Consider the following 25,486-nt stretch of genomic DNA (forward strand, 5'->3'; position numbering starts at 1 on the left):
CCCGTGACCCCCCGCCCGGACCCCGAGAAAACAGCCGAGGAACAGAGCGCGGCGAAGAAGTCGAAGAAGGCGGCGGCCAAGAAGGCGACGGCCGCCAAGAAGGCGACGGCCGCCAAGAAGACGCCGACAGTCAAGAAGGCGACGGCCGCGAAGAAGACGCCGACGGCTCCGGCCCGCAAGAAGCAGGTGCCCGCGCAGCGCAAGACGGAGGCCCCCGCGCCCCCCGCCGCCCCTGTCCCGGCCGTCTCCCCCGCCCTGTCCGCCGCCGACCGCGAGCGGCTGCTCGCCGGTACGCATCACGACCCGCACGCCGTACTGGGCGCCCACCCGCTGCCCGGCGGCGGGATCGCGGTCCGCGTCTTCCGGCCGTACGCGCTGGCGGTGACCGTGGTCGCCGGGGAGGCGCGGGCCGAGCTGCACGACGACGGCGACGGCTTCTTCTCCGGGCTGCTGTCCCTGTCCGACGTACCGGAGTACCGCCTCCTGGTGACCTACGAGGGCACCGCGCACGAGACCGAGGACGCGTACCGCTTCCTGCCCACGCTGGGCGATCTGGACCTGTACCTGATCGGTGAGGGCCGGCACGAGCAGCTGTGGCAGGCGCTCGGCGCGCACCCGATGACCTGGCAGGGCGTCACCGGCACCCGGTTCGCGGTGTGGGCGCCGAACGCGCGGGGCGTCCGGGTGGCCGGCGGCTTCAACTTCTGGGACGGCACCGGCCACCCCATGCGGTCGCTGGGCTCGTCGGGGGTGTGGGAGCTGTTCCTGCCGGGGGTCGGGGAGGGCGAGCTGTACAAGTTCGAGATCACCCGGCCCGACGGCTCCCGCACCCTGCGCGCCGACCCGCTGGCCCGCCGCACCCAGGTGCCGCCCGAGACGTCGTCGGTGGTGACCGCCTCGCACCACGAGTGGGGCGACGCCGAGTGGCTGGCCCGCCGTACGGCCACGGCCGCGCACGAGGCGCCGTTCTCGGTGTACGAGGTGCACCTGCCGTCCTGGCGGCCCGGCCGGACCTACCGCGAACTGGCCGAGGAACTCCCCGCGTACGTCAAGGACCTCGGCTTCACCCACGTCGAGCTGATGCCGGTCGCCGAGCACCCCTTCGGCGGCTCCTGGGGCTACCAGGTCACCGGCTTCTACGCGCCCACGGCCCGGCTCGGCGGCCCCGACGACTTCAAGTACCTGGTCGACCGGCTGCACCAGGCCGGGATCGGCGTCCTGATGGACTGGGTGCCGGCCCACTTCCCGCGCGACGACTGGGCACTGGCCGAGTTCGACGGCCGCCCGCTGTACGAGCACGCGGACCCGCTGCGGGCCGCGCACCCCGACTGGGGGACGCTGGAGTTCGACTACGGGCGGCGCGAGGTGCGCAACTTCCTCGTCGCCAACGCCGTGTACTGGTGCGAGGAGTTCCACATCGACGGCCTGCGGGTGGACGCCGTCGCCTCGATGCTCTACCTGGACTACTCGCGCGAGCCGGGCCGGTGGACGCCGAACGAGCACGGTGGCCGGGAGAACCTGGACGCGGTGGCCTTCCTCCAGGAGATGAACGCGACCGTCTACCGGCGCTGCCCCGGCGTGGTGACCGTCGCGGAGGAGTCGACGGCCTGGGACGGCGTCACCCGCGCCACCCACCACAAGGGACCCAGCGGTTTCGGCGGCCTCGGCTTCGGGCTGAAGTGGAACATGGGCTGGATGCACGACTCGCTCCAGTACATGAGCCACGACCCGGTCCACCGCAAGTACCACCACCATGAGATGACGTTCTCGATGGTGTACGCGTACAGCGAGAACTACGTGCTGCCCATCTCCCACGACGAGGTGGTGCACGGCAAGCGGTCCCTGGTGTCGAAGATGCCCGGCGACTGGTGGCAGCAGCGCGCCAACCACCGGGCGTACCTCGGCTTCATGTGGGCCCACCCCGGCAAGCAGCTCCTCTTCATGGGGCAGGAGTTCGCGCAGGGCGCCGAGTGGTCCGAGGCGTCCGGCCCCGACTGGTGGCTGCTCGACCCGGGGTACGGGGCGGAAGCCGACCACCGGGGCGTCCTCGACCTGGTCCGCGACCTGAACGCCGTCTACCAGGACACCCCGGCCCTGTGGCGGCGCGACACCGACCCGGGCGGTTTCGAGTGGGTGGTCGGCGACGCCGCCGAGGACAACGTCCTCGCCTTCCTGCGCCGGGACACCGACGGCACCCCGCTGCTGTCGGTCTCCAACTTCTCCCCCGTCGTCCGCCCCGACTACCGCCTGGGCGTCCCCGACGACGTCCCCGCCTGGACGGAGGTCCTCAACACGGACGCCGCGCGGTACGGCGGCTCCGGCGTGGGCCGGCAGGACCCGGTCAAGCCGGAGCCGCGGGGCCGGCACGGCCGTCCGGCGAGCGTCGGGCTGACCCTGCCGCCGCTGGCGACGGTGTGGCTGCGGCCGGCCTGACCGTACGTCCGCCGACAGGCGCTCGCGCGGTCCCTGCGGGACCATGGTGGCGGGGAGGGAGCAGCAGGACGGCACGAGGACCACTGTCTCCGGGACGGGCGAGGTGCACTGTGGCCATGACGACACCGCCGGCACTGGACCGCGTCAACGTCACCCACGAGTGGGGCGTCCTCAAGGAGGCGGTGGTCGGCCGCGTCATCGACTTCCAGGTCCCGGAGCGGATCGGCGCGGGCCTGCCCGGCGTACTGGACTTCGTGCCCGAGAGCACCCGGCGCGACCTGCCGCGCTGGGCGGGCCGGCTGTGGTCGGAGGCGGACCCGGACGGCTACGGACGGGCCGTCGAGCAGGCCGACGGCCTGGCCCGGTTCCTGACCGGGCGCGGGGTGGCCGTGCACCGGCCGCGGGAGCTGACCGAACTGGAGCTGGGCGCGTACGGCAGCGAGGGCGACCGGTTCAGCATGCAGACGTTCGTCCGCGACCCGATGATCGTGGTCGGGGACCATGTCATCGAGTCCGCGCTGCGGCTGCCGGCCCGCTTCAAGGAACGCTTCGGGCTGCGCCCCGTCTTCGCCGAGGCGGTGGCCCGCGGGGCGCGGTACTCGGTGATGCCGCCGCCCCCGCCGTACCGCACGACCGAGGTGCCGGGGGCGACCGGGCCGTTCCTGGAGGGCGGCGACGTCCTCGTGCTGGGCCGGGACATCCTCGTCGGCTGCGGCCGGGGCGGCACGGCGTCCGACCGGGCGGGCGCGCGGTGGCTGGCGGAGCTGCTCGGGGACGGCTACCGGGTCCGGGCGGTACCGCTGAGCGAGGCGGTGATCCACCTCGACGACGGTCTCACCGCCGTCCGCGAGGGCCTGGCGGTGGTCTGCCGGGAGCAGTACCCCGAGGGCGTGCCGGACCCGGTCGCGGACTGGGAGCTGATCGACGTCTCCCTGTCCGACGCCGTGAACCTGCTGGCGGGCAACAGCCTCGTCCTCGGCCCCGGCGAGGTGGTCGTCGACACGCGGCTGACCGACCTCGCCGAGGCGCTGACCGCACGCGACGTCACCGTGCACACCCTGCCCTTCGACGCCGTGACCCCGTTCGCCGGCGGCTTCCGCTGCGCCCACCACCCGCTGGTACGGGAACCGGAGCCCGGCGCGACCTAGGGAGCCATGTCCGCCAGCCCCTTCGGCAAGGCCCCCGTGTGCAGCACCCCCAGCCGCTGCGTGGCCCGGGTCAGCGCCACGTACAGGTCGCTCGTCCCGTACCGGCCCGGTTCGACGACCAGGACGGAGTCGAACTCCAGGCCCTTGGACTGGCGGGGGTCGAGCAGGACGACCGTGCGGGTCAGGTCGGGGCCGGTGCCCGCCGTGACGCCGTCCAGCCGGGCGGCGAGGGCCTCGTGCAGGTCGCGCGGGGCGATGACGGCGAGGCGGCCCTCGTCGGGGGTGAGTTCGGCGACCGCCCCGGCCACCGCCGCCGGCAGGTCGTCGACGGCCCGCACGAACGGCCGTACGCCGGTGGACCGTACCGAGCCGGGCGGCTCGAAGGCGGGGTCCTCGGCGCGGACCACGGCCGCCGCGACGTCCATGATCTCGGCGGGGGTGCGGTAGTTGACGCCGAGGCGGGTGTGGACCCAGCGGTCCTCGACGTAGGGGGCGAGGATCTCCGACCAGGAGCCGACACCGGCCGCCTCCGCGGTCTGCGCCGGGTCGCCGACCAGCGTCATCGAGCGGGTCGGGCTGCGGCGCATCAGCAGCCGCCAGGCCATGGGCGACAGCTCCTGCGCCTCGTCGACGATGATGTGGCCGAAGGCCCAGGTGCGGTCGGCGGCGGCGCGCTCGGCGGCGCTGCGGTGGTCGTCCTCCTCCTGGCGTTCGGCGAACCGCTCGGCGTCGATGATGTCGTGCGCGGACAGGACCTCGGAGTCCTCCTCGTCCTTGTCCTCGAACTCGTACGTCCGGGAGGCGTAGGAGACGTCCAGCACCCCCTGCGCGTACGCCACCTGCTCCGCCCGCTCGCGGGCCGCCCGGTCGCGGGCCAGCCGGTCGTCCTCGCCGAGCAGCTCGGCGGCCTCGTCGAGCAGCGGTACGTCGGCCTCCGTCCAGCGCCGGGTCACCGGGCGGCGTACGGCGGCGGCGTCCTCTGCGGGCAGGAACTCCTCCGGCGCGGCGAGGAAGTCGGCCACCAGCCGCTGCGGGGTGATCCTCGGCCAGAGCTGGTCGATGGCGGCCCAGACGTCCGGGTTCTCGGCGAGTTCGTCGCGGATCTGGGTGATGTCGGAGGCGTCGAGGAGGCTGCTGCCGTCGTAGGGGTCGGTGCCGATGCGCTCGGCGTACAGGTCGGTGAGCGTGTTGAGGACGTGGCCCTCGAAGTGCTCGCGGGCCGCGTTGTGCGGCAGCTTGGCGGCACGGGTGCGCTCCCGGGCCACCCTGACCAGGTCGTCGTCGAGCATCAGGATCTCGCGCTCGTGCTCGATGGCGATCACCGGGTCGGGCAGCGCCTGCCGGGCGCGGACCACCTCGGCGAGTACGTCGGCCATCTCGGCCCGGCCCTTCACGGCCGCCGCCTCGGGGGTGTCCGTGGCCGTCGCCCGCACGCCGGGGAACAGCTCGCCGACCGTGGCCAGCAGCACGCCGGTCTCGCCGAGGGAGGGCAGCACCTCGCCGATGTAGCCGAGGAAGGCCGGGTTGGGGCCGACGATGAGGACGGCGCGCTTGGCGAGCAGTTCCCGGTGCTCGTAGAGCAGGTACGCCGCCCGGTGCAGGGCGACGGCGGTCTTGCCGGTGCCGGGGCCGCCCTCGACGACCAGGACGCCGCGGTGCGGGGCGCGGATGATGCGGTCCTGGTCGGCCTGGATGGTCTGCACGATGTCGCCCATGCGGCCGGTGCGCGCCGAGTTCAGCGCGGCCAGCAGCACGGCGTCGCCGGACGGGTCCTCGTACCCGGTGCGGGTCCGGTCCCCGAGGTCGAGGATCTCGTCGTGCAGGGCGGTGACCCGGCGGCCGTCGCCGGCGATGTGCCGGCGGCGGCGCAGGCCCATCGGGGTGTGGCCGGTGGCCAGGTAGAAGGGGCGGGCGACGTCGGCCCGCCAGTCGATCAGGACCGGGGTGCGTTCGGCGTCGTCGGCGCGCAGCCCGATCCGGCCGATGTGGTGGTCCTCCCCGGAGGCGAGGTCGATCCGGCCGAAGCAGAGCGAGCCGTCCACCGCGTTCAGCGCGGCGAGCAGCCCGGAGCGCTCCGCGACCAGGATGTCCCGCTCCAGCCGGGCCTGCATGGGGGTGTCGCCCTGCGCGAGCGCGTCGGTGACCGAGGACTCGGTGTCGCCGCGCAGCGCGTCCACACGCGCGTACAGTCCGTCGATGAATTCCTGCTCGTGCCGCAATTCATCGTCCGGATATTCGGTGTTTGACAATTCTACTCCCGCCCGGATATACTGTGCCCATGAACTTCTTTGCGGCTCATATCTGTATAAAGTCGCGAACCACCTAATGTACGCAAGAAAATCCCCCGAGCGCAATTGCTCGGGGGATTTGTTGTGTTCCGGCTGACCCTGACTACCTGGTCGGACTGGTCGGACTGGTCAGAGTACGTCCTCCAGCTCTTCCAGGAGCTTGCGCTTGGGCCGGGCGCCCACCATGGACCGCACCGGCTCGCCGTTCCGGAAGACCATGAAGGTCGGCATGGACAGCACCTTGTAGGCGTTGGTCGTGTCGGGGTTCTTGTCCACGTTCAGCTGGACCACCCGGAGCCGTCCGGCCTCCTCCTCGGCCACGGCGGCGAGCACCGGACCCATCTGCCGGCACGGCGGGCACCAGTCGGCGGTGAACTCCACCAGCACCGGCAGCTCCGCCTCGATCACCTCCGCCACGAAGTCGGCGTCCGACACCTCGGCCACACCGTTGATCACCATGCGTGTCCTCCCAGTTCGCAGCGCGGCTGAGGTCCCTCCGCAGCCGCCGCCTCGGCCCGCGCCAGCTGCGCCGCCACCGTGGACCGCACCCCGCGCAGCTCGCCGATCAGCGCGTCCAGCTCCGCCAGCTTGCGCCGGTACACCGCGAGCGACGCCGGGCAGGAGTCGCCCTCGGGGTGACCGGCCCGCAGACACTCCACGAAGGGCCGGGTCTCCTCCAGGTCGAACCCGAAGTCCCGCAGCGTCCTGATCTGCTCCAGGAGCTTCACATCGCGCTCGTCATAGGTCCGGTGCCCGTGCTCGTCCCGCCGCGCGGGCAGCAGCCCGCGTGCCTCGTAGTACCGCAGGGTGCGCGTCGTGGTCCCGGCGCGTGCGGCCAGCTCGCCGATTCGCATACGGACGAACGTAAGCCTTGACGCGGACGTCAAGGCAAGAAGGAGTGGAACGAGAGGTCCGGGCGGCTGAGCAACGGGGGGAGATCTCAGCCGCCCGGGGTTCTCCGGGGAAGGACGGATCAGGCCTTGGCCAGTTCCTTCTCGTCGTCCTGCTCGGACTGGCCGGCGGAGTCGTCGTCGTGGCCGCCGTGGCCGCCGTGGCCGTCGTCGAGGAGGGTCCGCTCGTCGAACGGGACCCGTCCGGCCAGCACCTCCGCGACCCGCGCCTTGTCGATCTCCTTGGTCCAGGTGCCGATCAGGACGGTGGCGACGGCGTTGCCCGCGAAGTTGGTCAGGGCGCGGGCCTCGCTCATGAAGCGGTCGATGCCGACGATCAGGCCGATGCCGTCCACCAGGGCGGGCTTGTGCGACTGGAGACCGCCGGCCAGCGTCGCCAGGCCCGCGCCGGTGACACCGGCGGCGCCCTTGGAGGCGACGAACAGGAACAGCAGCAGCGGGATCTGCTCACCGATGGACATCGGCGTACCCATGGCGTCGGCGATGAACAGCGAGGCCATGGTCATGTAGATCATGGTGCCGTCGAGGTTGAAGGAGTAGCCGGTCGGGACGGTGATGCCGACCACCGGCTTGCTGACGCCCAGGTGCTCCATCTTGGCGATGAGGCGGGGCAGCGCCGACTCCGAGGAGGACGTCGACAGGATCAGCAGGAACTCGCGGCCCAGGTACTTGAAGAGCGACAGCGCGTTGACGCCCGTGCAGATCTTCAGCAGGGCGCCGAGGACGACGATGACGAACAGGATGCAGGTGACGTAGAAGCCGAGCATCAGCACGGCCAGGCTCTTCAGGGCGTCCACACCGGCCGAACCGGTCACGGCGGCCATCGCGCCGAACGCGCCGACCGGCGCCGCCCACATGATCATGGCGAGGACGCGGAAGACCAGGCGCTGGATGTGCTCGATGCCGCGCAGCACGGGCTGGCCGGTCCTGCCCATCGCCTGCAGCGCGAAGCCGCAGAGCAGGGCGACCAGCAGGGTCTGGAGGACCTCGCCCTCGGTGAACGCCGAGACGATCGTGGTCGGGATGATGCCGAGCAGGAACTCGGTGGTGCCCTTGGCCTCCGCGTCGACCTGCGCGTGGCCGGTCTCCTTGACGGCGTCGGTGACCGCGAGGCCGGTGCCCGGGTCCAGGATGTTGCCGACGATCAGGCCGATGGCCAGGGCGACCAGTGACATCACCATGAAGTAGGCGAGGGCGATACCGCCCACCGCGCCGACCTTCGCCGCCTTGCGCACCGAACCGATGCCGAGCACGATCGTGCAGAAGATGATCGGCGAGATCATCATCTTGATCAGGTTGACGAAGCCGGTCCCGATCGGCTTCAGCTCGACCGCGAAGTCCGGCGCGATCAGGCCGACGGCGATACCGAGGGCCACCGCGACGATCACCGCGATGTAGAGATAGTGCGTGCGGTCCCGCTTGGCGGGGGGTGCGGCTGGTGCCGAATCGGCTGCGCTGGTCACGGCGGCCCTCCTTGGCGACGTCGGTGTCACCGGCGTGCGGCTCACGTCCGGGGTGGGGGAACCCGGTGACTATCTCGTGCCCTGTGAGCGCGGTCACCCTTGTGTTCATTTAGTTCACAATCAGCCAAGAGGGAGACTGTCGGCATGCACCTCCGTGTCCCCCGCCCCCGCAGCCTGGCCGCACAGCTCTTCGCCGTGCAGGCCGTGCTGATCGCGGTGCTGGTGGCCGGATACGCGGTGTTCACGTACGTCAACGACCGGGGGCAGGCCGAGTCCGCCGCCGGACGCGAGGCGCGGGCCGTGGCCCTGTCGATAGCCGGCTCCCCGTCCGTACGGGAGGCGATCCGGACCTCCGGCCCGTCGGCGCGGTTGCAGCCGTACGCGGTCAAGGTCATGGCGGACACCGAGGTCGACTTCGTCACGATCATGAGTCCCGAGGGCACCCGCTGGACCCACCCCGACCCCGAGCAGATCGGCCGCGCCTTCCGGGGCCACATCGAGCCCGCCCTGGCCGGCCGTACGTTCACCGAGACCTACACGGGCACGCTCGGCCCCTCGGTCCGCGCGGTGACGCCGGTACGGGACGGCGGGCGCGTCGTCGGCCTGGTCAGCGCCGGCATCAAGGTCGACGAGATCAGCAAGCTGGCCCGGGAACAGCTGACGGCCCTGCTCACGGCGGCGGCCGGGGCGCTGGCCCTGGGCGCGGTCGGCACGTACGTCATCAACGCGCGGCTGCGCCGGCACACCCACGGCATGAACGCGGCCGAGCTGAGCCGGATGCACGACTACCACCAGGCGGCCCTGCACGCGGTGCGCGAGGGCCTGCTGATGCTGGACGGACAGCACCGGGTGGCGCTGATCAACGACGGCGGCCGGGAGCTGCTGGGCGTCGACGGCGAGGTGGTCGGCACCCAGGTGGCGGACCTGGGCCTGCCGGCCCCGCTGACGGGCGCGCTGCTGGCCTCGGAACGCCGCGTCGACGAGGTCCACCTCACCGCCGACCGCGTCCTGGTGGTGAACACCTCCCCGGTCTCCGGCGGCGAACGCCGCGGCACGGTCGTCACCCTGCGGGACGTCACCCAGCTCCAGTCCCTGATGGGCGAGCTGAACTCCGAGCGCGGCTTCTCCCAGGCCCTGCGCTCCCAGGCCCACGAGGCCGCGAACCGCCTCCACACGGTCGTGTCGCTGATCGAGCTGGGCCGCGCGGAGGAGGCCGTGGAGTTCGCCACGGCGGAACTGGAGCTGGCCCAGGCGCTCACCGACCAGGTGGTGGCGGCGGTCGGCGAACCGGTCCTGGCCGCGCTGCTGCTGGGCAAGACGGCCCAGGCCAACGAGCGGGGCGTGGAACTGGTCGTCTCCCCCGACTCCCGCCTGGACGACGGCCTCCTCCCCCCGTCCCTCCCCGCCCGCGACCTGGTCACCATCCTGGGCAACCTGATCGACAACGCGGTGGACGCGGCGCAGGGCGGGGTGCGGGCACGGGTGACGGTCACCGCGTACACGGACCGCGAACGCCTGCTGCTCCGGGTCTCCGACACCGGCCCCGGGGTCGACCCCGACCACGCCGACCTGGTCTTCCAGCGCGGCTTCTCCACCAAGCCGGCCGGCCCCGGCGGACGGGGCCTGGGCCTCGCCCTGGTCCGGCAGGCGGTCCACCGGCACGGCGGCACCCTGTCGGTGACGGCGGCGGCGGGCGGCGGGGCGTCCTTCGAGGCGGAGCTGCCGCTGACGGCGGTACGGGCATGACGGCCATCCGCGTCCTGGTGGTCGAGGACGACCCGGTCGCCGCCGACGCGCACGTGATGTACGTCGGCCGGGTGCCGGGGTTCACCGCGGTGGGCAAGGCGCACTCCGGCGCCGAGGCCCGCCGGGTGCTGGACCGCACGCCGGTCGACCTGATCCTCCTCGACCTGCACCTGCCGGACGTGCACGGACTGCAGCTGGCCCGCACCCTGCGCGCCGCCGGCCACCGCGCCGACGTGATCGCGGTGACGTCGGCACGGGACCTGACGGTGGTCCGCGAGGGCGTGTCCCTGGGCGTCGTCCAGTACGTCCTGAAGCCGTTCACCTTCGCGACCCTGCGCGACCGCCTCGTCCGGTACGCCGAGTTCCGGGGCACCGCCGGGGAGGCGAGCGGCCAGGACGAGGTCGACCGCGCGCTGGCCACGCTGCGCCCACCGGGGCCCGCGGCGCTGCCGAAGGGCTTGAGCGCACCGACCCTGGAGCGCGTGACGGACACCCTGCGCGCCGCCGGGGAGGGCCTCACCGCGGCGGCCCTCGGCGAGGCCGTCGGCATCTCCCGCATCACCGCCCGCCGCTACCTGGAACACCTCGTCGACACCGGCCGCGCGGCCCGGCGCCCGCAGTACGGTGCGGTGGGGCGGCCGGAGTTGCAGTACCGGTGGGTGCGGGGCGGGGAGGACCGAGGGCGGTGATCACAGCTCTCCGGCCATGGCTCCTGCCCGGAAGGCGGACCGCTCGGAGGCCGTGGGGCAGGCTGTACGCGCCGGGCTGCGCGGCGGCGGCTTCACCAGGAAGTCCGTGTCCGCGGCCAGATCGTGCCCCAGGACCACCGAGCGGTGGGGCAGTCCGGCCAGACGCCGGCGACCGCTCGTCGCGCGTCGGCGGTGCCACCGCCATCGACCCGGGCCGGCCCGAACACGTCCTGGCCGGCGCCTCCCCCGGCGCCGGACATCGCCGTGGCCGGACAGGAGGACCAACCCCCTGACCGACACCCGCGAAGCCCTCGCTCGCGCCCTCGTTCTCGGCGTCAGGGCCGGGGCCGCCGACCACCACCTGCGGTGACCGCCGGGTGGGGTCAGGCGCCGCCCCAGACCGGCGCATCCGCTCCCCACAGCCCCGGCGGGCGCCCCCAGTTCACCGGACCCCCGTCGTACGCCACCGGCGGCAGCGCGTGCCGCAGGCGGCCCATGGGGCTGTCGGTCTCGGTCAGCCGGCGCCCGGCGTCGAAGCCGTCCTCCTCGCCCGGAGCGGGGGCCAGGTCGTGGAGCAGCCAGTGCGCGGTCCGCGCCAGGGCCAGGCGGACCAGGCGGGTGCCTCCCGTGCGGTGCTGCTCGGTGAGGGCGCGCAGCACCCCGGCCGCCAGCAGGTAGCCGGTGCCGTGGTCGAGCGCCTGGGCGGGCAGCGCGCCGGGCGCGTCCGGTGAACCCTCCAGTCGAGCGATGCCCGTGGCCGCCTGGACCAGGCTGTCGAAGCCGCGGCGCTCGTGCCACGGGCCGTACTGCCCCCATGCGCAGAGTTGGGCGATCACGAGACCCGGCCGGCGCTCCGCGAGCGCCTCGGGCGACAGTCCGAACCGGTCCAGCGCGCCCGGCCGGTACCCGGTGACCACCACGTCGGCCTCGTCGAGCAGTGCCTCGAAGACCCGGCGGCCGGTGGGGTCCGCCAGGTCCAGGGTGGCCGACCGTTTCCCCATGCCCGTGTCGTTGTGGGCCTCCTGACTTTCCGGCAGATGCGGGGCGTCGATCCGCAGCACGTCCGCGCCGAGCAGCGCCAGCGTCCGCGTGGCGACGGGCCCGGCGAGCACACGGGTCAGGTCCAGGACGCGCAGCCCCGCGCACGGCAGCGCGGCGCCGGCGAGCACCCGGCGCGGGGCGTCGTCCAGGCGCGCGGTCGTCAGCAGCGGGCGCTCCGCGACCAGGGCGCCCTGCTCGGTGCCGGCCCACTCCCCCGGGCCGCGTACCGCGACGGCCAGGCCGCCCGCCGCGTACACGGCCTCCTCCACCTCCAGCGCGGTACGCCCCGCGACCGCCCGTGCCACCGCGTCCACCGCCTCCTCGCCGGCGTCCCCCGGCACCCCGAGGGCGGCGAGCAGACGGGCCCGGTGGTGCGGGTAGTTGGCGTGCGTACGGACCCACCCGTCGGCCGTCCGCCAGAACCGGGACAGCGGCGCGAACGCCGACCACGCCCGCCCGTCGACCCGCACCAGGCGGTCGCTGAGGAACGCCGCCGCGACCGCCTCGTCGTTCACCCGTACCCGGGGCACGGGCCGTCGCGTGCGCAGGGACGTCAGCTCGGCGGCGGCGAGCGAGCACACCGCGACGGTGGCCCGCGCCAGCTCCATGACCGGCAACCGCGCCGGCAGTCCCCCGGACGGACCGCCGTAGGACACCCGGTCGAGCAAGGAGGAATCGGCACCCAGTGCCACCCAGGCCTGTGACGCGCCCGAAGCGACGGGAGCGCCGACGGAAGAGCCGACTGAAGAGCCGATGGAAGAGCCGACGGAAGAACTCATCCCTCCACTATGGCACTGAGTGTCACCCGCAGCGACCCCGGAGCAGGTCCACCCCGTCGCCTTCGAGGTCGTCGCAGTACGCCCCGCGTCCGGTCATCGCCATCACCAGGGCCAGGGTGGGACCGGTCACGAGGGCTCCGGAACCGGTGGTGAACGGACCGTCGTCCGCCACCAGCCTCAGGCCGCCGATCCGCCCCTTGGCGACGACCACCATGTCCGTCCCCGCGTAGTACTCGGCCACCTCCGTGACGACCCCGACCGGACCGGCACGGCGGATGCCCAGCGGGCGCCGGATGTCCGCGCCGTGGACGATCGTCTCGCCCAGCATGGCGATGGCGGGCAGGGGCGGCCTGGTGGTGCTCGGGACGACGCGCCGGAAGCGTTCGAGGGTCTCGTCCGGGCCCGCGCCGAGCTGCTCCGCCAGTCGCAGGGCCACCTGCTTGTCGAAGTCGAACCGGCAGCGGATCACCCCCGCCAGCCAGCGCGCGGTGGTGAGGCTCGCGCCCGCCGTCAGATGCGCCAGCACCTCGCGCACCGTCAGCCCCGCGCAGAGCGACGGCGTCTCCCACCGCTCGTCCGTCACCTCCGCGAGATCCGCCGCCAGCGCGGCGCGCTCGGCGTGGATCGAAGGCCATATGCCGGTCGCGCGGTCGCGGTCCGCTGTCCGTGCCGGATCAGTCATGGGGCGGTGCACTCCTGTCAGAGATCGTCAGAGATCGTCAGGGTTCGTCATCTGCGGTGCCCCCGGCGGGGGCGCTCCCGGAGAAGACTCTCGCGCCGGAGCGAAATCGTCGCCGGTGAGCGATCCGATCACACGGCCGTACCTCCCCGCCCCCCGCACACGCATTGACCCGGCCTGACGATTCCTCCTACGTTCACCGAGCAGCTATCCCGGCCACAACGACGTAGGCCACCAGGAGGTCGTACCCGTGCGATCCACCCCTGCCCTGCTCCTCGCCGCCGCCCTCGCCGCCACCGCCCTCACCGCCTGCTCCAGCGGTTCCGGTGACGATCCCGACACGCTCAAGGTCTCCTTCAAGCAGTCCACGGACAACTCCGTCAAGGTGATGGACGACTACCTCGCCGGCGTCAAGAAGCAGTTCGAGAAGGCGCACCCCGGCAAGAAGGTCGACCTCGTCCCCGTGAAGGCCCCGGACTCGGAGTACTACACCAAGGTCCAGCAGATGCTGCGGTCCCCGAAGACCGCGCCGGACCTGGTCTACGAGGACACCTTCCTCATCAACTCGGACATCACCAGCGGGTATCTGAAGCCACTCGATCCGTATCTGGCGAAGTGGAAGGACTGGGACCGGTTCATCGACACCGCGAAGGCCGCGGCGCGGGGCGAGGACGGGAAGACGTACGGCGTCCCGGACGGGACGGACACCCGGGGGCTGTGGTTCAGCAAGGACGTCTTCGCCGAGGCCGGGCTGCCCGCCGACTGGCAGCCGAGGACCTGGGACGACCTGCTGGCCGCCGCCCGCACCATCAAGGAGAAGGTGCCCGGCATCATCCCCCTCAACGTCTACACCGGCAAGCCCGTCGGCGAGGGCGCCACCATGCAGGGCTTCCAGATGCTGCTGTACGGGACCGGTGACGGAAGCGGAGACCCGCTGTACGACAAGGCGTCGAAGAAGTGGATCGCCCCGGGGAAGGGGTTCGCGGACGCCCTCTCCTTCGTGGAGACGGTGTACGAGGAGAAGCTCGGCCCCGAGGTGTCCGACGCCCTCGATCCCAACATCATGACCAGGGTGCGGGGCGAACTGCTGCCCGAGGGCAGGCTCGGCATCGCGCTGGACGGGTCCTGGCTGCCGCAGGACTGGCTGCCGGGGAGCGGGCACGAGTGGCCCGAGTGGTCCGAGGAACTGGGGCTCGCCGCCATGCCGACCCAGCACGGGCAGGCACCCGGCAAGGTCAGCATGTCGGGCGGCTGGGCCTGGTCGATCCCGGCCAAGGCCAGCAACCCCGACCTCGCCTTCGAGTTCATCGAGACGATGCAGACCAAGGCCAACGCCCGGAAGTGGTACGTCGCCAACTCCGGCATCGCGGTCCGCGAGGACGTCGCCGCCGACCCGGCCTACGTCGACGCCCAGCCCGGCACCGCGTTCTTCACCGGCCTGGTCGCCCACACCCACTACCGGCCCGCCTACCCGGCGTACCCGAAGGTCTCCACCGCGATCCAGGAGGCCATGGAGGGCGTGACGACCGGTGACCGGTCGGTGACGGAGGCGGTGCGCGACTACGACAGCGCCCTGCGCGAGGCCACCGACGACCAGGTGGTCGACAAGTGAGCCGAGCGCGCCGGGCCCTGGTCCGGGCGCTCCCCGTCACCCCCGCCACCGTCCTGCTGCTGCTCTTCCTCGCCGGCCCGATCGCCTACTGCGTCGTCATCGCCTTCACCGACCTGCAACTGACCGGTCAGGCCGAGGAGTCGTTCGTCGGGTTCGACAACTTCCGGCGGGCCTTCCAGGACGACGCGTTCCTCGATGCCGTATGGCTGACGCTGGTGTTCACGGTGGCGTCGTCGCTGGTCGGGCAGAACACCCTGGGGCTGGCGCTGGCCTCCCTGATGCGGCGGGCGTCGAAGCCGGTGCGGACGCTGGCCGGCGGGGTCGTCGTCACCGCGTGGGTGCTGCCGGAGGTCGTCGCGGGGTTCCTGCTGTACGCCTTCTTCCGCCGCGAGGGGACCCTGAACGCCGTACTGGACTGGCTCCACCTGCCGACCCAGAACTGGCTGTTCACCCTGCCCATCCTGGCGGTGTCCTTCGCCAACGTGTGGCGGGGCACGGCGTTCTCGATGCTCGTCTACTCGGCCGCCCTCGACGAGATCCCCCGGGAGGTCACGGAGGCGGCGGAGGTCGACGGGGCGGGCGGGTGGCGCCGGCTGTGGCACGTCACCCTGCCGATGATCCGCCGTTCCATCGCCACCAACCTGATGCTCAACACCCTCCAGACCCTCTCCGTCTTCGGGCTGATCTGGGTGATGACGCGGGGCGGGCCCAGCGGCAGGAGCCAGACGCTGCCGCTGTACATGTACGAGCAGGCGTTCCAGAACAGCCTGATCGGCTACGGCACAGCGGTCGCGCTGCTCCTGCTGCTGATCGGCTCGCTGTTCTCGGTCGTGTACCTGCGGCTGCTGCGGACGGAGGTGTGAGGGTCATGGCCCGTACGCTCGCCTCCCGGCGGACGAGCCGCCGGCTGGCCGCCGACGCGGGGCTGCTGGTGGCCGTCGCCGCGTTCGCGCTGCCGCTGCTGTGGGTGGTGCTGTCCGCCCTGGACCCGCACGCGGGGCTGAGGGTGAAAGCCCCTGACGGTCTCACGCTCGACCACTTCGACGCGATCCTCACCGCCGACATCACCTTCACCCCGCTGCTCAACAGCCTGATCCTGTGCGGCGGCGCGACGGCGCTGACGGTGGCGTGCGCGGCGCTCGCCGCGTACCCGCTCTCCCGGTTCCGCTCCCGCCTCAACCGCCCCTTCCTCCTCACCGTCCTCTTCGCCACCTCCCTCCCCATCACGGCGATCATGGTGCCGGTGTACGCCCTGTTCGTCCGGGTGAACCTCATCGACACCCTGCAGGGCACGGTCTTCTTCTTCGCCGCCTCCCAGCTCCCCTTCGCCATCTGGCTGATGAAGAACTTCATGGACGGGGTCCCGAGGGAGCTGGAGGAGGCGGCCTGGACCGACGGGGCGTCGGCGGCGCAGTCCCTGCTGCGGATCGTGCTGCCGCTGATGGGGCCGGGGGTGGCGGTGGTGACGGTGTTCTCGTTCGTCATGATGTGGGGGAACTTCTTCGTCCCCTTCATGCTGCTGCTCACCCCGGACCAGATGCCGGCCTCCGTCAGCATCAACGAGTTCTTCGGCAACCGCGGCATGGTGGCGTACGGGCAGCTCGCCGCGTTCTCGATCGTCTACTCGACGCCGGTGATCCTGCTCTACGTGCTGATCTCCCGGCGCCTGGGCGGCGGCTTCGCGCTGGGAGGTGCCGTCAAGGGGTGACGGGGGCGGCGGGCGGACCGCGGGCGGGGGCCTCGCAGGCCTTCGCGGGAATTCACAGGTTCAGTAGGTTCCTACGATCCGTGTTCCTGGCCGAACGGACCGTAGTCAAAGGCCGTACGGCCCCTTACCTTGTGGCCCGTGCCCCGACCCGAAGCCCTCCCTGACCAGCCCGACCAGCCCGCGTCCCCCTTCGACCCCCTGGCCGCCCACCGGTTACGCATCGCCCTCGGCATGGGCCCCGAACACGTCGCCCGCGACCTGCGGGTGTCCTACGGACTGCCGTACGTCGGCCCGGACCTGGTCCTCGCCTGGGAGCGGGGCGAGGCCGGCCCCTCCGACTCCGAACTCACCGCCCTCGCGGGCACGTTGTGGTGCTCGCCCACCGATCTGCTCGCCCGCCCCCGCACCCTGCGCGAACACCGCCTCGCGCACGGCCTCGCCCCCGAGGACGTCGCCCGCGCGGTCGGCGTCGACGCGCGCGCCTATCTGCGGCTGGAGGAGAAGGACGCCTGGCGCGGCACCGACCGCCAGTCGGCGGCGCTCATCGACCTCTTCGGCCTGACGCCGCCCGAGTACGTCACCGTCACCGGGCAGGACGACCGCCTCACCGAACTGCTGCGCAAAGCCGTGACCACCCGCTGGCAGGGACACGCCCGGGGCATCGCCAAGCTCGTACCCCTGGACCGGGCCCTGGTGGAGCACGTCCTGCGCGACCTGCACGCCGAGTACCAGGCCCGCCTGGCCACCCCGGGCGGCCTCGACCTGCGCGACCGGGTCCTGGAGTACTTCTGGACGGCGGTCGAGAAGGAGACCGGGGCCGGCGGGCCCTAGAAAGCCCCAAGAAGTCTCAGGCAGGAAGCCCCAGGAAGCCCTGGTAAACCTGAGAAAGCCCCGGAAAGCCCCGGAACGCCCTAGAAGACCGACTCCGCCTCGACGATCCGGTCCTTCGGCACCGTCTTCAGCTCGGTCACCGCCTCGGCCAGCGGCACCATCACCACGTCGGTGCCGCGCAGCGCCGTCATCCGGCCGAAGTCGCCCCGGTGCGCCGCCTCCACGGCGTGCCAGCCGAAGCGAGTGGCGAGGACGCGGTCGTACGCGGTGGGCGTGCCGCCGCGCTGGACGTGGCCGAGGATGACCGGCTTGGCCTCCTTGCCGAGCCGGCGCTCCAGCTCGTACGCCAGTGCCGTGCCGATGCCCTGGAAGCGCTCGTGGCCGAACTGGTCGATCTCGCCGTGCCCGTAGTCCATGGAGCCCTCGACGGGGTGGGCGCCCTCGGCGACGCAGATCACCGCGAACTTCTTGCCGCGGGCAAACCGCTCCTCGACCATCTTGACCAGGTGAGAGGGGTCGAAGGGCCGCTCGGGCAGGCAGATGCCGTGCGCGCCGGCCGCCATGCCGGACTCCAGCGCGATCCAGCCGGCGTGCCGGCCCATGACCTCGACGACCATCACCCGCTGGTGGGACTCGGCCGTGGTCTTCAGGCGGTCCATCGCCTCCGTCGCCACCCCGACGGCCGTGTCGAAGCCGAAGGTGCGGTCGGTGGAGGAGATGTCGTTGTCGATCGTCTTCGGCACGCCGACCACGGGCAGCCCGGCGTCCGACAGCATCCGGGCCGCGGTCAGCGTGCCCTCGCCGCCGATCGGGATCAGCGCGTCGATGCCGAAGTCGCGGGCGATGTCGGCGGCGTTCTCGCAGGCCTCGCGGAGCCGGTCGCGCTCCAGCCGGGAGGAGCCGAGGATGGTGCCGCCGCGGGCGAGGATGCCGCTGACGGCGTTCAGGTCGAGGGCGCGGTAGCGGCCGTCCAGGAGGCCGGCGTAGCCGTCCTCGAAGCCGATCACCTCGTCGCCGTACTGCGCGACCGCTCGGTGCACGACCGACCGGATCACGGCGTTCAGTCCGGGGCAGTCGCCGCCTGCGGTGAGAACTCCGATTCGCATCGTGCTGTGTCTCCTGCTCCCTGTCGGCACCGGTGAGGCACTGTCGATTGTTTCACGTCCCGCGGAACACCGCCGACGCCGCATTGACGGGCGCCTTATCTACCACGAGAGGTATTGTCAAGAGGGTTCCGCTCACCTTGGTGGGCGATTTTTAACGCCGCCCTTTTGACGAGGGAACGGCAGGGAACAGCGACGGAAACCGATGGAACGACAGACACGACGGACCCGACGGAACGGAGAGCACGCGTGACGCGCAGCGTGTACGTGACCGGTATCGACCGCGGCGACGGCCGCCAGGTCGTCGAGCTGGGGGTCATGGAACTCCTGACCCGCCAGGTCGACCGGGTCGGCGTCTTCCGTCCCCTCGTCCACGACGGCCCCGACCGCCTCTTCGAGCTGCTGCGCGCCCGCTACCGGCTCTCCCAGGACCCGGCGACCGTCTACGGCATGGACTACCAGGAGGCGTCCGCCCTCCAGGCCGAGCAGGGCGCCGACGAACTGGTCTCCGCCCTGGTCGACCGCTTCCACCTGGTCGCCCGCGACTACGACGTGGTCCTCGTCCTCGGCACCGACTTCGCCGACACCCAGTTCCCCGACGAGCTGTCGCTCAACGCACGGCTCGCCAACGAGTTCGGCGCCTCCGTGATCCCGGTGGTGGGCGGGCGCAAGCAGGCCGCGGAGTCGGTCCTCGCCGAGACCCGCAACGCCTTCCGCGCCTACGACTCGCTCGGCTGCGACGTGCTGGCCATGGTCACCAACCGGGTCGCCCGCGAGGACCGGGACCTGATCGCCGAGCGGCTGACCGGGCTGCTCCCGGTGCCCTGCTTCGTCGTCCCCGACGAGCCCGCGCTCTCCGCGCCCACCGTCTCCCAGATCTCCCACGCCCTCGGCGCCAAGGTGGTCCTCGGCGACGACTCGGGGCTGGCCCGGGACGCGCTGGACTTCGTCTTCGGCGGCGCCTCGCTGGCCAAGTTCCTCGGCGCCCTGACCCCCGGCTGCCTGGTCGTCACCCCCGGCGACCGCGCCGACCTGGTCATCGGCTCGCTGGCCGCGCACAGCGCCGGCACCCCGCCGATAGCCGGCGTGCTGCTCACCCTGGACGAGGTGCCCGGCGACGACGTCCTCACCCTCGCCGCCCGCCTCGCCCCCGGCACCCCCGTCCTGTCCGTGCCGGGCAACAGCTTCCCCACCGCCGAGCGGCTCTTCTCCCTGGAGGGCAAGCTGAACGCGGCCACCCCGCGCAAGGCGGAGACCGCCCTCGGCCTGTTCGAGCGGTACGTCGACACCGCCGCCCTGGACAAGCGCGTCCAGGCCCCGAGCAGCGACCGCGTCACGCCGATGATGTTCGAGCACAAGCTGCTGGAGCAGGCCCGCTCGAACCTGCGCCGGGTCGTCCTGCCCGAGGGCACCGAGCCGCGCGTCCTGCACGCGGCCGAGGTGCTGCTGCGCCGGGGCGTGTGCGACCTGACCCTGCTGGGCCCCGTCGAGCAGATCCGCAAGAAGGCCGCCGACCTCGGCATCGACCTCGGCGACTCCCAGCTGATCGACCCGGCCACCAGCGACCTGCGCGACCGCTTCGCCGAGCGCTACGCCGAACTGCGCGCCCACAAGGGCGTCACCGTGGAGCTGGCCTACGACGTCGTCTCCGACGTCAACTACTTCGGCACCCTGATGGTGCAGGAGGGCCTGGCCGACGGCATGGTGTCGGGGTCGGTGCACTCCACCGCCGCCACCATCCGCCCCGGCTTCGAGATCATCAAGACCAAGCCGGACGCGTCGATCGTCTCGTCCGTCTTCTTCATGTGCCTGGCCGACAAGGTGCTGGTCTACGGCGACTGCGCGGTCAACCCCGACCCGAACGCCGAGCAGCTCGCCGACATCGCCGTCCAGTCGGCGGCGACGGCGGCCCGGTTCGGCGTCGAGCCGCGCATCGCGATGCTGTCGTACTCCACCGGCACCTCCGGCTCCGGCGCCGACGTCGACAAGGTGCGCGAGGCCACGGAGATCGTCCGCTCCCGCCGGCCCGACCTGATGATCGAGGGCCCCATCCAGTACGACGCCGCCGTCGAACCGTCCGTCGCCGCGACCAAGCTGCCCGGCTCCGAGGTCGCCGGGCAGGCCACCGTGCTGATCTTCCCCGACCTCAACACCGGCAACAACACCTACAAGGCCGTGCAGCGCTCGGCCGGCGCCATCGCCGTCGGCCCGGTCCTCCAGGGCCTGCGCAAGCCGGTCAACGACCTGTCCCGCGGCGCGTTGGTGCAAGACATAGTGAACACCGTCGCCATCACGGCCATCCAGGCCCAGTCCCCCATCGAGAAGGCTTCCGAACAGTGAGCAGCACCCCCACCCGCGTCCTCGTCCTCAACTCCGGTTCCTCCTCGCTGAAGTACCAGCTGCTGGACATGCGGGACAGCAGCCGCCTCGCGGTGGGCCTGGTCGAGCGGATCGGCGAGCAGACCTCCCGGCTCAAGCACACCCACGTGCCCGACGGCGACACCCGGGAGCAGAACGGCCCGATCGCCGACCACGAGGCCGCCCTCAAGGCGGTCGCCGAGGAGCTGTCCCGGGACGGCCTGGGCCTGGACTCCCCCGAGCTGGCCGCGATCGGGCACCGGGTGGTGCACGGCGGCATGTTCTTCACCGAGCCCACCCTCATCGACGACCAGGTGCTCACCGAGGTCGAACGCCTGATCCCGGTGGCGCCGCTGCACAACCCGGCCAACCTGACCGGCATCCGCACGGCTCGGTCCCTGCGCCCCGACCTGCCCCAGGTGGCGGTCTTCGACACGGCGTTCCACACGACCATGCCGGAGTCGGCGGCACGCTACGCGATCGACCCGAAGATCGCCGACCGGCACCGCATCCGCCGCTACGGCTTCCACGGCACCTCGCACGCGTACGTCTCCCGCGAGACCGCCCGGCTGCTGGGCAAGGACCCGGCGGACGTGAACGTCATCGTCCTCCACCTCGGCAACGGCGCCTCCGCCTCCGCGGTCGAGGGCGGCCGGTGCGTGGACACCTCCATGGGGCTGACGCCGTTGGAGGGACTGGTGATGGGTACCCGGTCGGGAGACCTGGACCCGGCGGTCATCTTCCATTTGGAGCGCGTTGGCGGAATGTCCACGGACGAGATCGACACTCTCCTCAACAAGAGGAGCGGCCTGTTCGGTCTGTGCGGCGACAACGACATGCGGGAGATCCGGCGCCGCGTGGACGCCGGGGACGAAGAGGCGAAGCTCGCCTTCGACATCTACATTCACCGTCTGAAGAAGTACATCGGCGCCTATTACGCCGTTCTCGGGCGGGTGGACGCGGTCGCGTTCACGGCCGGGGTCGGCGAGAATGCCGCACCGGTGCGGGAAGCCGCCGTGGCGGGCCTGGAGGGACTGGGCCTGGCGGTCGACGCCGAGCTGAACGCCGTACGCGGCGACGGTCCGCGGCTGATCTCCCCCGAGGGCGCGCGGGTGAAGGTCGCGGTGGTGCCGACGGATGAAGAATTGGAGATCGCGACACAGACGTACGCACTGGTCGAAAAGAACAGCCGATAAATTCACGGGTGAGCATGCCCGCGCCCATATGTACGTTCCGCCAGGCGGAATATTCCGGAGCGAAACAAACCGATAGGATCGCCCCATGCGCCGTTCGAAAATCGTCTGTACTCTCGGCCCCGCGGTCGACTCCCACGAGCAGCTCGTCGCGCTGATCGAGGCCGGCATGAACGTGGCCCGCTTCAACTTCAGCCACGGCACCCACGCCGAGCACCAGGGCCGGTACGACCGGGTCCGGGCCGCCGCGAAGGAGACCGGCCGGGCCATCGGTGTGCTCGCCGACCTCCAGGGCCCGAAGATCCGCCTGGAGACCTTCGCCGAGGGTCCCGTCGAGCTGGTGCGCGGTGACGAGTTCACCATCACCACCGAGGACGTCCCGGGCGACAAGACGATCTGCGGTACGACGTACAAGGGCCTGCCCGGCGACGTCGCCAAGGGCGACCCGATCCTCATCAACGACGGCAACGTCGAGCTGAAGGTCACCGAGGTCGAGGGCCCCCGGGTGAAGACGATCGTCATCGAGGGCGGCGTCATCTCCGACCACAAGGGCATCAACCTGCCCGGCGCGGCCGTCAACGTCCCCGCGCTGTCCGAGAAGGACATCGAGGACCTCCGCTTCGCGCTGCGCATGGGCTGCGACCTGGTCGCGCTCTCCTTCGTCCGGGACGCCAAGGACGTCCAGGACGTGCACCGCGTGATGGACGAGGAGGGCCGCCGCGTCCCCGTCGTCGCCAAGGTGGAGAAGCCGCAGGCGGTCGAGAACATGGAGGACGTCGTCGCGGCGTTCGACGCCGTCATGGTCGCCCGCGGCGACCTGGCCGTCGAGTACCCGCTCGAAAAGGTCCCCATGGTGCAGAAGCGCCTGATCGAGCTGTGCCGCCGCAACGCCAAGCCGGTGATCGTCGCGACCCAGATGATGGAGTCGATGATCACCAACTCCCGCCCGACCCGCGCCGAGGCGTCCGACGTCGCCAACGCGATCCTGGACGGCGCGGACGCGGTCATGCTGTCGGCGGAGTCGAGCGTCGGCGCGTACCCGATCGAGACCGTCAAGACGATGTCGAAGATCGTCCAGGCGGCCGAGCAGGAACTCCTCTCCAAGGGCCTCCAGCCCCTGGTCCCGGGCAAGAAGCCGCGCACGCAGGGCGGTTCGGTGGCCCGTGCCGCCGCCGAGATCGCCGACTTCCTCGGCGGCAAGGGCCTGGTCGCCTTCACCCAGTCCGGTGACACCGCCCGCCGGCTGTCCCGCTACCGCGCGGTCCAGCCGATCATCGCGTACACGACCGACGAGTCGACCCGCAATCAGCTGGCGCTGAGCTGGGGCGTGGAGTCGCACGTCGTGCCGTTCGTCAACTCCACCGACGAGATGGTCGACCTGGTGGACCAGGAGATGGTCAAGCTCAACCGCTTCAACCCCGGTGACATCGTGGTGATCACCGCCGGTTCGCCCCCCGGCGTCCCCGGCACCACCAACATGGTCCGCGTCCACCACCTGGGCGAGGCCGTCCGCGGCTGATCTCCAGCGGTACGTGGCTGAGGGCGCCCCCTGTCGCAGGGGGCGCCCTCAGCTTTCGTACGGGGTCAGTCGGTCCCGTCGGTCATGTACTGGTGCAGCCCCGGGACGGTCAGCGTTCCGCCGAACTGCCCCGCCTGCACCACCTTCACGTTCGTGAAGTAGATCAGCGGGATGTCCAGCGGCGGCGGGTGCTCCGGGTCGAAGGTGATCGGGATCAGCCCCAGCAGGTTGCCGGAGATGCTCTCCGTGTACATCACCGTGTCGCCGTCGCGGATCGTGGACGTGGAGCCCTCGGCCGCCTGCACGTGGTGGGTCTTTCCGGTCGTCTCGTCGTGCACGATCTGGTGCAGGTCGCCGATGTCGGTGCCGTTGGAGACGACGTACTTCAGGACCTTCTTGGTGGACCCGTCGGCCGTCCGCACCTCGACGATCCCCTTGTACGAGGCGCCCTTCAGGGTGAGCGAGCTGGCCTCCAGCTCCCAGGGGCGGTTCGGCAGGGGGAGGGTGTTGTCGACACCGCCCTCGGCGTCGGTGGCGATCGGGCAGTCCACGGCCGGGTCGGCGGAGGCGCCGGCGCTCGCGCTCGCGGAGGGGGTGGGGCTGGTGGTCGTGCCGGTGCCGGTGCCGCCGGCGGTGGGCGAGGCGGTGGCCTCGTCGACGGTTTCCCCGGCGTCCTGTACCGCCTCGGACGCCTCGTCCCCCGCGTCGGAGGCGGCGCCCTCGTCCTCGCCGTCGCCGGACGGGCCGGCGGAGGCCGAGGCTGACGCGGAGGGGGTGGCCGACGGGGACGGGGTCGCCGTGGCGCTCGCGGACTCCTCGGTGCTCTTGCCGCCGGTGAAGAGGTCCTCAAGGGCGTCACCGATGCCTTCGAGCACTCCGCCGCCGCTTGCGGTGGCCGACGGGGAGGGGGAGGGGGAGGACTCGGCGGTGGTGGCGGACGGCTCGGTCTCGGTCTCGGTCTCTGCCGTCTCGTCGTCGGAACCTGAATCCGACGAAGAGGAGCCGGCCTTCACTCCCGAGTCCGTGCCCGTGCCGGCGCCCGTGCCCGTGTCCGTCGCGGACGGGCTCGGCTCCGTGTCGTCGTCGGCCTCATCGGCCCCGCTCGCACTCACCGAGGGCGACGCCGTGGCCGACGCCGAGGCACCGTCCTGGTCGTCCTTGCCGCCCTTGCCGTCCTCGTCGCCCGTCAGCGCCGCCACGCAGGCCTTGTACTCCTCGGCCGTCAGGCTCTTCGACGTGGACGTCTGGTCGTTGCCGTCCGCCGCGGCCAGCGTCGGCGTGAACCCCATCCCCATGAGGACCGCCGTCGGCATCGCCGCCAGGGCTATCGCCTTGCCGGCCGGCACATGGAACCTGGTGAACAACGGTTTCCTGGGTGCCGCGTGGCGCGGCCCGGTTCTCACGCGGGACGCCTCCGCGTCAGCCCCGTGAGTCACCTCGTCAGCCGGCACTTCGCCTCCCGTTCGCCCCGTTGGCCGGGCTCGTTCCTGACAGATGGTTCGGCTCCTCCGCCGCGCCCCCGGGGACATCGCCCCGCTCCCTGGTCAGCTGCGCCGGCTGCGGCTCGGCCGGTATGCCCGGCGCCCACGAGACGGCCATGGCCCCGCCGACGAGCGAGAGCACGAAGCCGACGACGAAGCCGCCGAAGTTGGACACGGGGATGGACACCAGGGCGAGCAGGATCGCCGCGACGCCGGCGAAGGTCCGCACGTGCTTCTGGAACCAGAGGCTGACGCCGAGGACGACCAGCAGCACGCCGATGATCAGAGAGCCGGCACCGGCCGTGGTGGACATGGCCACCGTCAGATTGCCGAACTTCAGGTTCGCGTACGGGAAGTACATGATCGGGAAGCCACCGAGCAGGACGAGCAGACCGGCCCAGAACGGCCGGGTGCCCCGCCAGTCTCGGAACTGCTGCCTACGGCGGGTGAACTGGCCGGCGGCGACAGGACTCTCGGCGCTCATGGAAAACAGCTCCCTGGTAC

Annotated in this window: 20 protein-coding genes; 11 read left to right on the forward strand and 9 right to left on the reverse strand. The window is 71.8% G+C overall.

Features of this window, described 5'->3' with window-relative positions:
• Positions 1-3 precede the first annotated feature (3 nt).
• Both glgB and ACIQR3_RS34725 read left to right on the forward strand, forming a co-directional pair.
• Positions 4-2,433, forward strand: coding sequence for a 1,4-alpha-glucan branching enzyme (gene glgB / locus ACIQR3_RS34720; RefSeq protein WP_403545076.1), 2,430 nt, complete (start codon positions 4-6; stop codon positions 2,431-2,433).
• Positions 2,434-2,549: 116 nt separating this feature from the next.
• On the forward strand, positions 2,550-3,581 hold the full coding sequence (locus ACIQR3_RS34725; protein WP_403545078.1) for an amidinotransferase: 1,032 nt from the start codon (positions 2,550-2,552) through the stop codon (positions 3,579-3,581).
• On the opposite strand, the gene ACIQR3_RS34730 is transcribed toward ACIQR3_RS34725, so the two are convergent.
• From ACIQR3_RS34730 to ACIQR3_RS34745, 4 genes are all read right to left on the reverse strand, one after another.
• Entirely contained in the window at positions 3,578-5,848 is a 2,271-nt protein-coding gene (locus tag ACIQR3_RS34730; protein ID WP_403545123.1) for a HelD family protein, read from the reverse strand. The two genes, ACIQR3_RS34725 and ACIQR3_RS34730, sit on opposite strands and share 4 nt — an antisense overlap.
• 150 nt (positions 5,849-5,998) lie before the next feature.
• The gene (gene trxA / locus ACIQR3_RS34735; protein ID WP_403545079.1) at positions 5,999-6,328 is read right to left on the reverse strand and encodes a thioredoxin; all 330 of its coding nucleotides are present in this window, start codon (positions 6,326-6,328) and stop codon (positions 5,999-6,001) included.
• Entirely contained in the window at positions 6,322-6,723 is a 402-nt protein-coding gene (locus ACIQR3_RS34740; protein ID WP_403545081.1) for a MerR family transcriptional regulator, read from the reverse strand. The genes trxA and ACIQR3_RS34740 overlap by 7 nt, the downstream gene beginning before the upstream one ends.
• Before the next feature lie 119 nt (positions 6,724-6,842).
• A complete protein-coding gene (locus ACIQR3_RS34745; protein WP_403545082.1) occupies positions 6,843-8,243 on the reverse strand; it encodes a cation:dicarboxylate symporter family transporter in 1,401 nt (466 codons plus the stop codon).
• A gap of 144 nt (positions 8,244-8,387) precedes the next feature.
• Between ACIQR3_RS34745 and ACIQR3_RS34750 the strand changes: the two genes are divergently transcribed.
• Positions 8,388-9,989, forward strand: coding sequence for an ATP-binding protein (locus ACIQR3_RS34750; RefSeq protein ID WP_403545083.1), 1,602 nt, complete (start codon positions 8,388-8,390; stop codon positions 9,987-9,989).
• Positions 9,986-10,678, forward strand: a complete 693-nt coding sequence (locus ACIQR3_RS34755) for a response regulator (RefSeq protein WP_403545085.1) — start codon at positions 9,986-9,988, stop codon at positions 10,676-10,678. The genes ACIQR3_RS34750 and ACIQR3_RS34755 overlap by 4 nt, the downstream gene beginning before the upstream one ends.
• Positions 10,679-11,061: 383 nt before the next feature.
• Here ACIQR3_RS34755 and ACIQR3_RS34760 read toward each other — a convergent pair whose 3' ends face one another.
• Positions 11,062-12,498, reverse strand: a complete 1,437-nt coding sequence (locus ACIQR3_RS34760) for a CoA transferase (protein ID WP_403545087.1) — start codon at positions 12,496-12,498, stop codon at positions 11,062-11,064.
• 22 nt (positions 12,499-12,520) lie between these two features.
• On the reverse strand, positions 12,521-13,180 hold the full coding sequence (locus tag ACIQR3_RS34765) for a maleylpyruvate isomerase family mycothiol-dependent enzyme (RefSeq protein WP_403545088.1): 660 nt from the start codon (positions 13,178-13,180) through the stop codon (positions 12,521-12,523).
• A 247-nt stretch (positions 13,181-13,427) separates the two neighbouring features.
• On the opposite strand from ACIQR3_RS34765, the gene ACIQR3_RS34770 reads away from it, so the two are divergent.
• From ACIQR3_RS34770 to ACIQR3_RS34785, 4 genes are all read left to right on the forward strand, one after another.
• Positions 13,428-14,789: an extracellular solute-binding protein gene (locus ACIQR3_RS34770; RefSeq protein WP_403545090.1), complete on the forward strand. Its 1,362-nt coding sequence runs from the start codon at positions 13,428-13,430 to the stop codon at positions 14,787-14,789.
• Entirely contained in the window at positions 14,786-15,652 is an 867-nt protein-coding gene (locus tag ACIQR3_RS34775) for a carbohydrate ABC transporter permease (protein ID WP_403545091.1), read from the forward strand. The genes ACIQR3_RS34770 and ACIQR3_RS34775 overlap by 4 nt, the downstream gene beginning before the upstream one ends.
• 5 nt (positions 15,653-15,657) lie before the next feature.
• Positions 15,658-16,497, forward strand: a complete 840-nt coding sequence (locus ACIQR3_RS34780; RefSeq protein ID WP_403545092.1) for a carbohydrate ABC transporter permease — start codon at positions 15,658-15,660, stop codon at positions 16,495-16,497.
• Between the two features lie 129 nt (positions 16,498-16,626).
• Positions 16,627-17,328, forward strand: coding sequence for a helix-turn-helix domain-containing protein (locus tag ACIQR3_RS34785; RefSeq protein ID WP_403545094.1), 702 nt, complete (start codon positions 16,627-16,629; stop codon positions 17,326-17,328).
• Between the two features lie 80 nt (positions 17,329-17,408).
• Here the strand turns inward: ACIQR3_RS34785 and ACIQR3_RS34790 are convergent, their stop codons facing one another.
• On the reverse strand, positions 17,409-18,434 hold the full coding sequence (locus tag ACIQR3_RS34790) for an ATP-dependent 6-phosphofructokinase (protein ID WP_215173351.1): 1,026 nt from the start codon (positions 18,432-18,434) through the stop codon (positions 17,409-17,411).
• Positions 18,435-18,680: 246 nt separating this feature from the next.
• Here ACIQR3_RS34790 and pta point away from each other — a divergent pair, with 246 nt between their 5' ends.
• The 3 genes from pta to pyk all read left to right on the forward strand — a co-directional run bounded on the left by pta (position 18,681) and on the right by pyk (position 23,501).
• Positions 18,681-20,771, forward strand: a complete 2,091-nt coding sequence (gene pta / locus ACIQR3_RS34795; RefSeq protein ID WP_403545096.1) for a phosphate acetyltransferase — start codon at positions 18,681-18,683, stop codon at positions 20,769-20,771.
• Complete coding sequence (locus tag ACIQR3_RS34800; RefSeq protein WP_403545098.1) at positions 20,768-21,985, forward strand: acetate kinase; 1,218 nt, start codon at positions 20,768-20,770, stop codon at positions 21,983-21,985. Before pta ends, ACIQR3_RS34800 begins: the two co-directional genes overlap by 4 nt.
• An 85-nt stretch (positions 21,986-22,070) precedes the next feature.
• A complete protein-coding gene (gene pyk / locus ACIQR3_RS34805) occupies positions 22,071-23,501 on the forward strand; it encodes a pyruvate kinase (RefSeq protein ID WP_403545100.1) in 1,431 nt (476 codons plus the stop codon).
• A 65-nt stretch (positions 23,502-23,566) separates the two neighbouring features.
• Here pyk and ACIQR3_RS34810 read toward each other — a convergent pair whose 3' ends face one another.
• Positions 23,567-24,952: a hypothetical protein gene (locus tag ACIQR3_RS34810; RefSeq protein ID WP_403545102.1), complete on the reverse strand. Its 1,386-nt coding sequence runs from the start codon at positions 24,950-24,952 to the stop codon at positions 23,567-23,569.
• A complete protein-coding gene (locus ACIQR3_RS34815; protein WP_403545103.1) occupies positions 24,942-25,466 on the reverse strand; it encodes a DUF6114 domain-containing protein in 525 nt (174 codons plus the stop codon). Before ACIQR3_RS34815 ends, ACIQR3_RS34810 begins: the two co-directional genes overlap by 11 nt.
• Between the last annotated feature and the right edge of the window lie 20 nt (positions 25,467-25,486).

Source organism: Streptomyces sp. NPDC090994, from assembly GCF_044768905.1.
Lineage (GTDB): Bacteria > Actinomycetota > Actinomycetes > Streptomycetales > Streptomycetaceae > Streptomyces.

Excerpts from the sequence above, each read along its gene's own strand:
- trxA (WP_403545079.1), bottom strand. The coding sequence starts at position 6,328 with ATGGTGATCAACGGTGTGGCCGAGGTGTCGGACGCCGACTTCGTGGCG.
- ACIQR3_RS34750 (WP_403545083.1), top strand. The coding sequence starts at position 8,388 with ATGCACCTCCGTGTCCCCCGCCCCCGCAGCCTGGCCGCACAGCTCTTC.
- ACIQR3_RS34815 (WP_403545103.1), bottom strand. The coding sequence starts at position 25,466 with ATGAGCGCCGAGAGTCCTGTCGCCGCCGGCCAGTTCACCCGCCGTAGG.
- ACIQR3_RS34780 (WP_403545092.1), top strand. The coding sequence starts at position 15,658 with ATGGCCCGTACGCTCGCCTCCCGGCGGACGAGCCGCCGGCTGGCCGCC.
- ACIQR3_RS34740 (WP_403545081.1), bottom strand. The coding sequence starts at position 6,723 with ATGCGAATCGGCGAGCTGGCCGCACGCGCCGGGACCACGACGCGCACC.
- ACIQR3_RS34760 (WP_403545087.1), bottom strand. The coding sequence starts at position 12,498 with ATGAGTTCTTCCGTCGGCTCTTCCATCGGCTCTTCAGTCGGCTCTTCC.
- ACIQR3_RS34725 (WP_403545078.1), top strand. The coding sequence starts at position 2,550 with ATGACGACACCGCCGGCACTGGACCGCGTCAACGTCACCCACGAGTGG.
- ACIQR3_RS34765 (WP_403545088.1), bottom strand. The coding sequence starts at position 13,180 with ATGACTGATCCGGCACGGACAGCGGACCGCGACCGCGCGACCGGCATA.
- ACIQR3_RS34755 (WP_403545085.1), top strand. The coding sequence starts at position 9,986 with ATGACGGCCATCCGCGTCCTGGTGGTCGAGGACGACCCGGTCGCCGCC.
- ACIQR3_RS34790 (WP_215173351.1), bottom strand. The coding sequence starts at position 18,434 with ATGCGAATCGGAGTTCTCACCGCAGGCGGCGACTGCCCCGGACTGAAC.
- pyk (WP_403545100.1), top strand. The coding sequence starts at position 22,071 with ATGCGCCGTTCGAAAATCGTCTGTACTCTCGGCCCCGCGGTCGACTCC.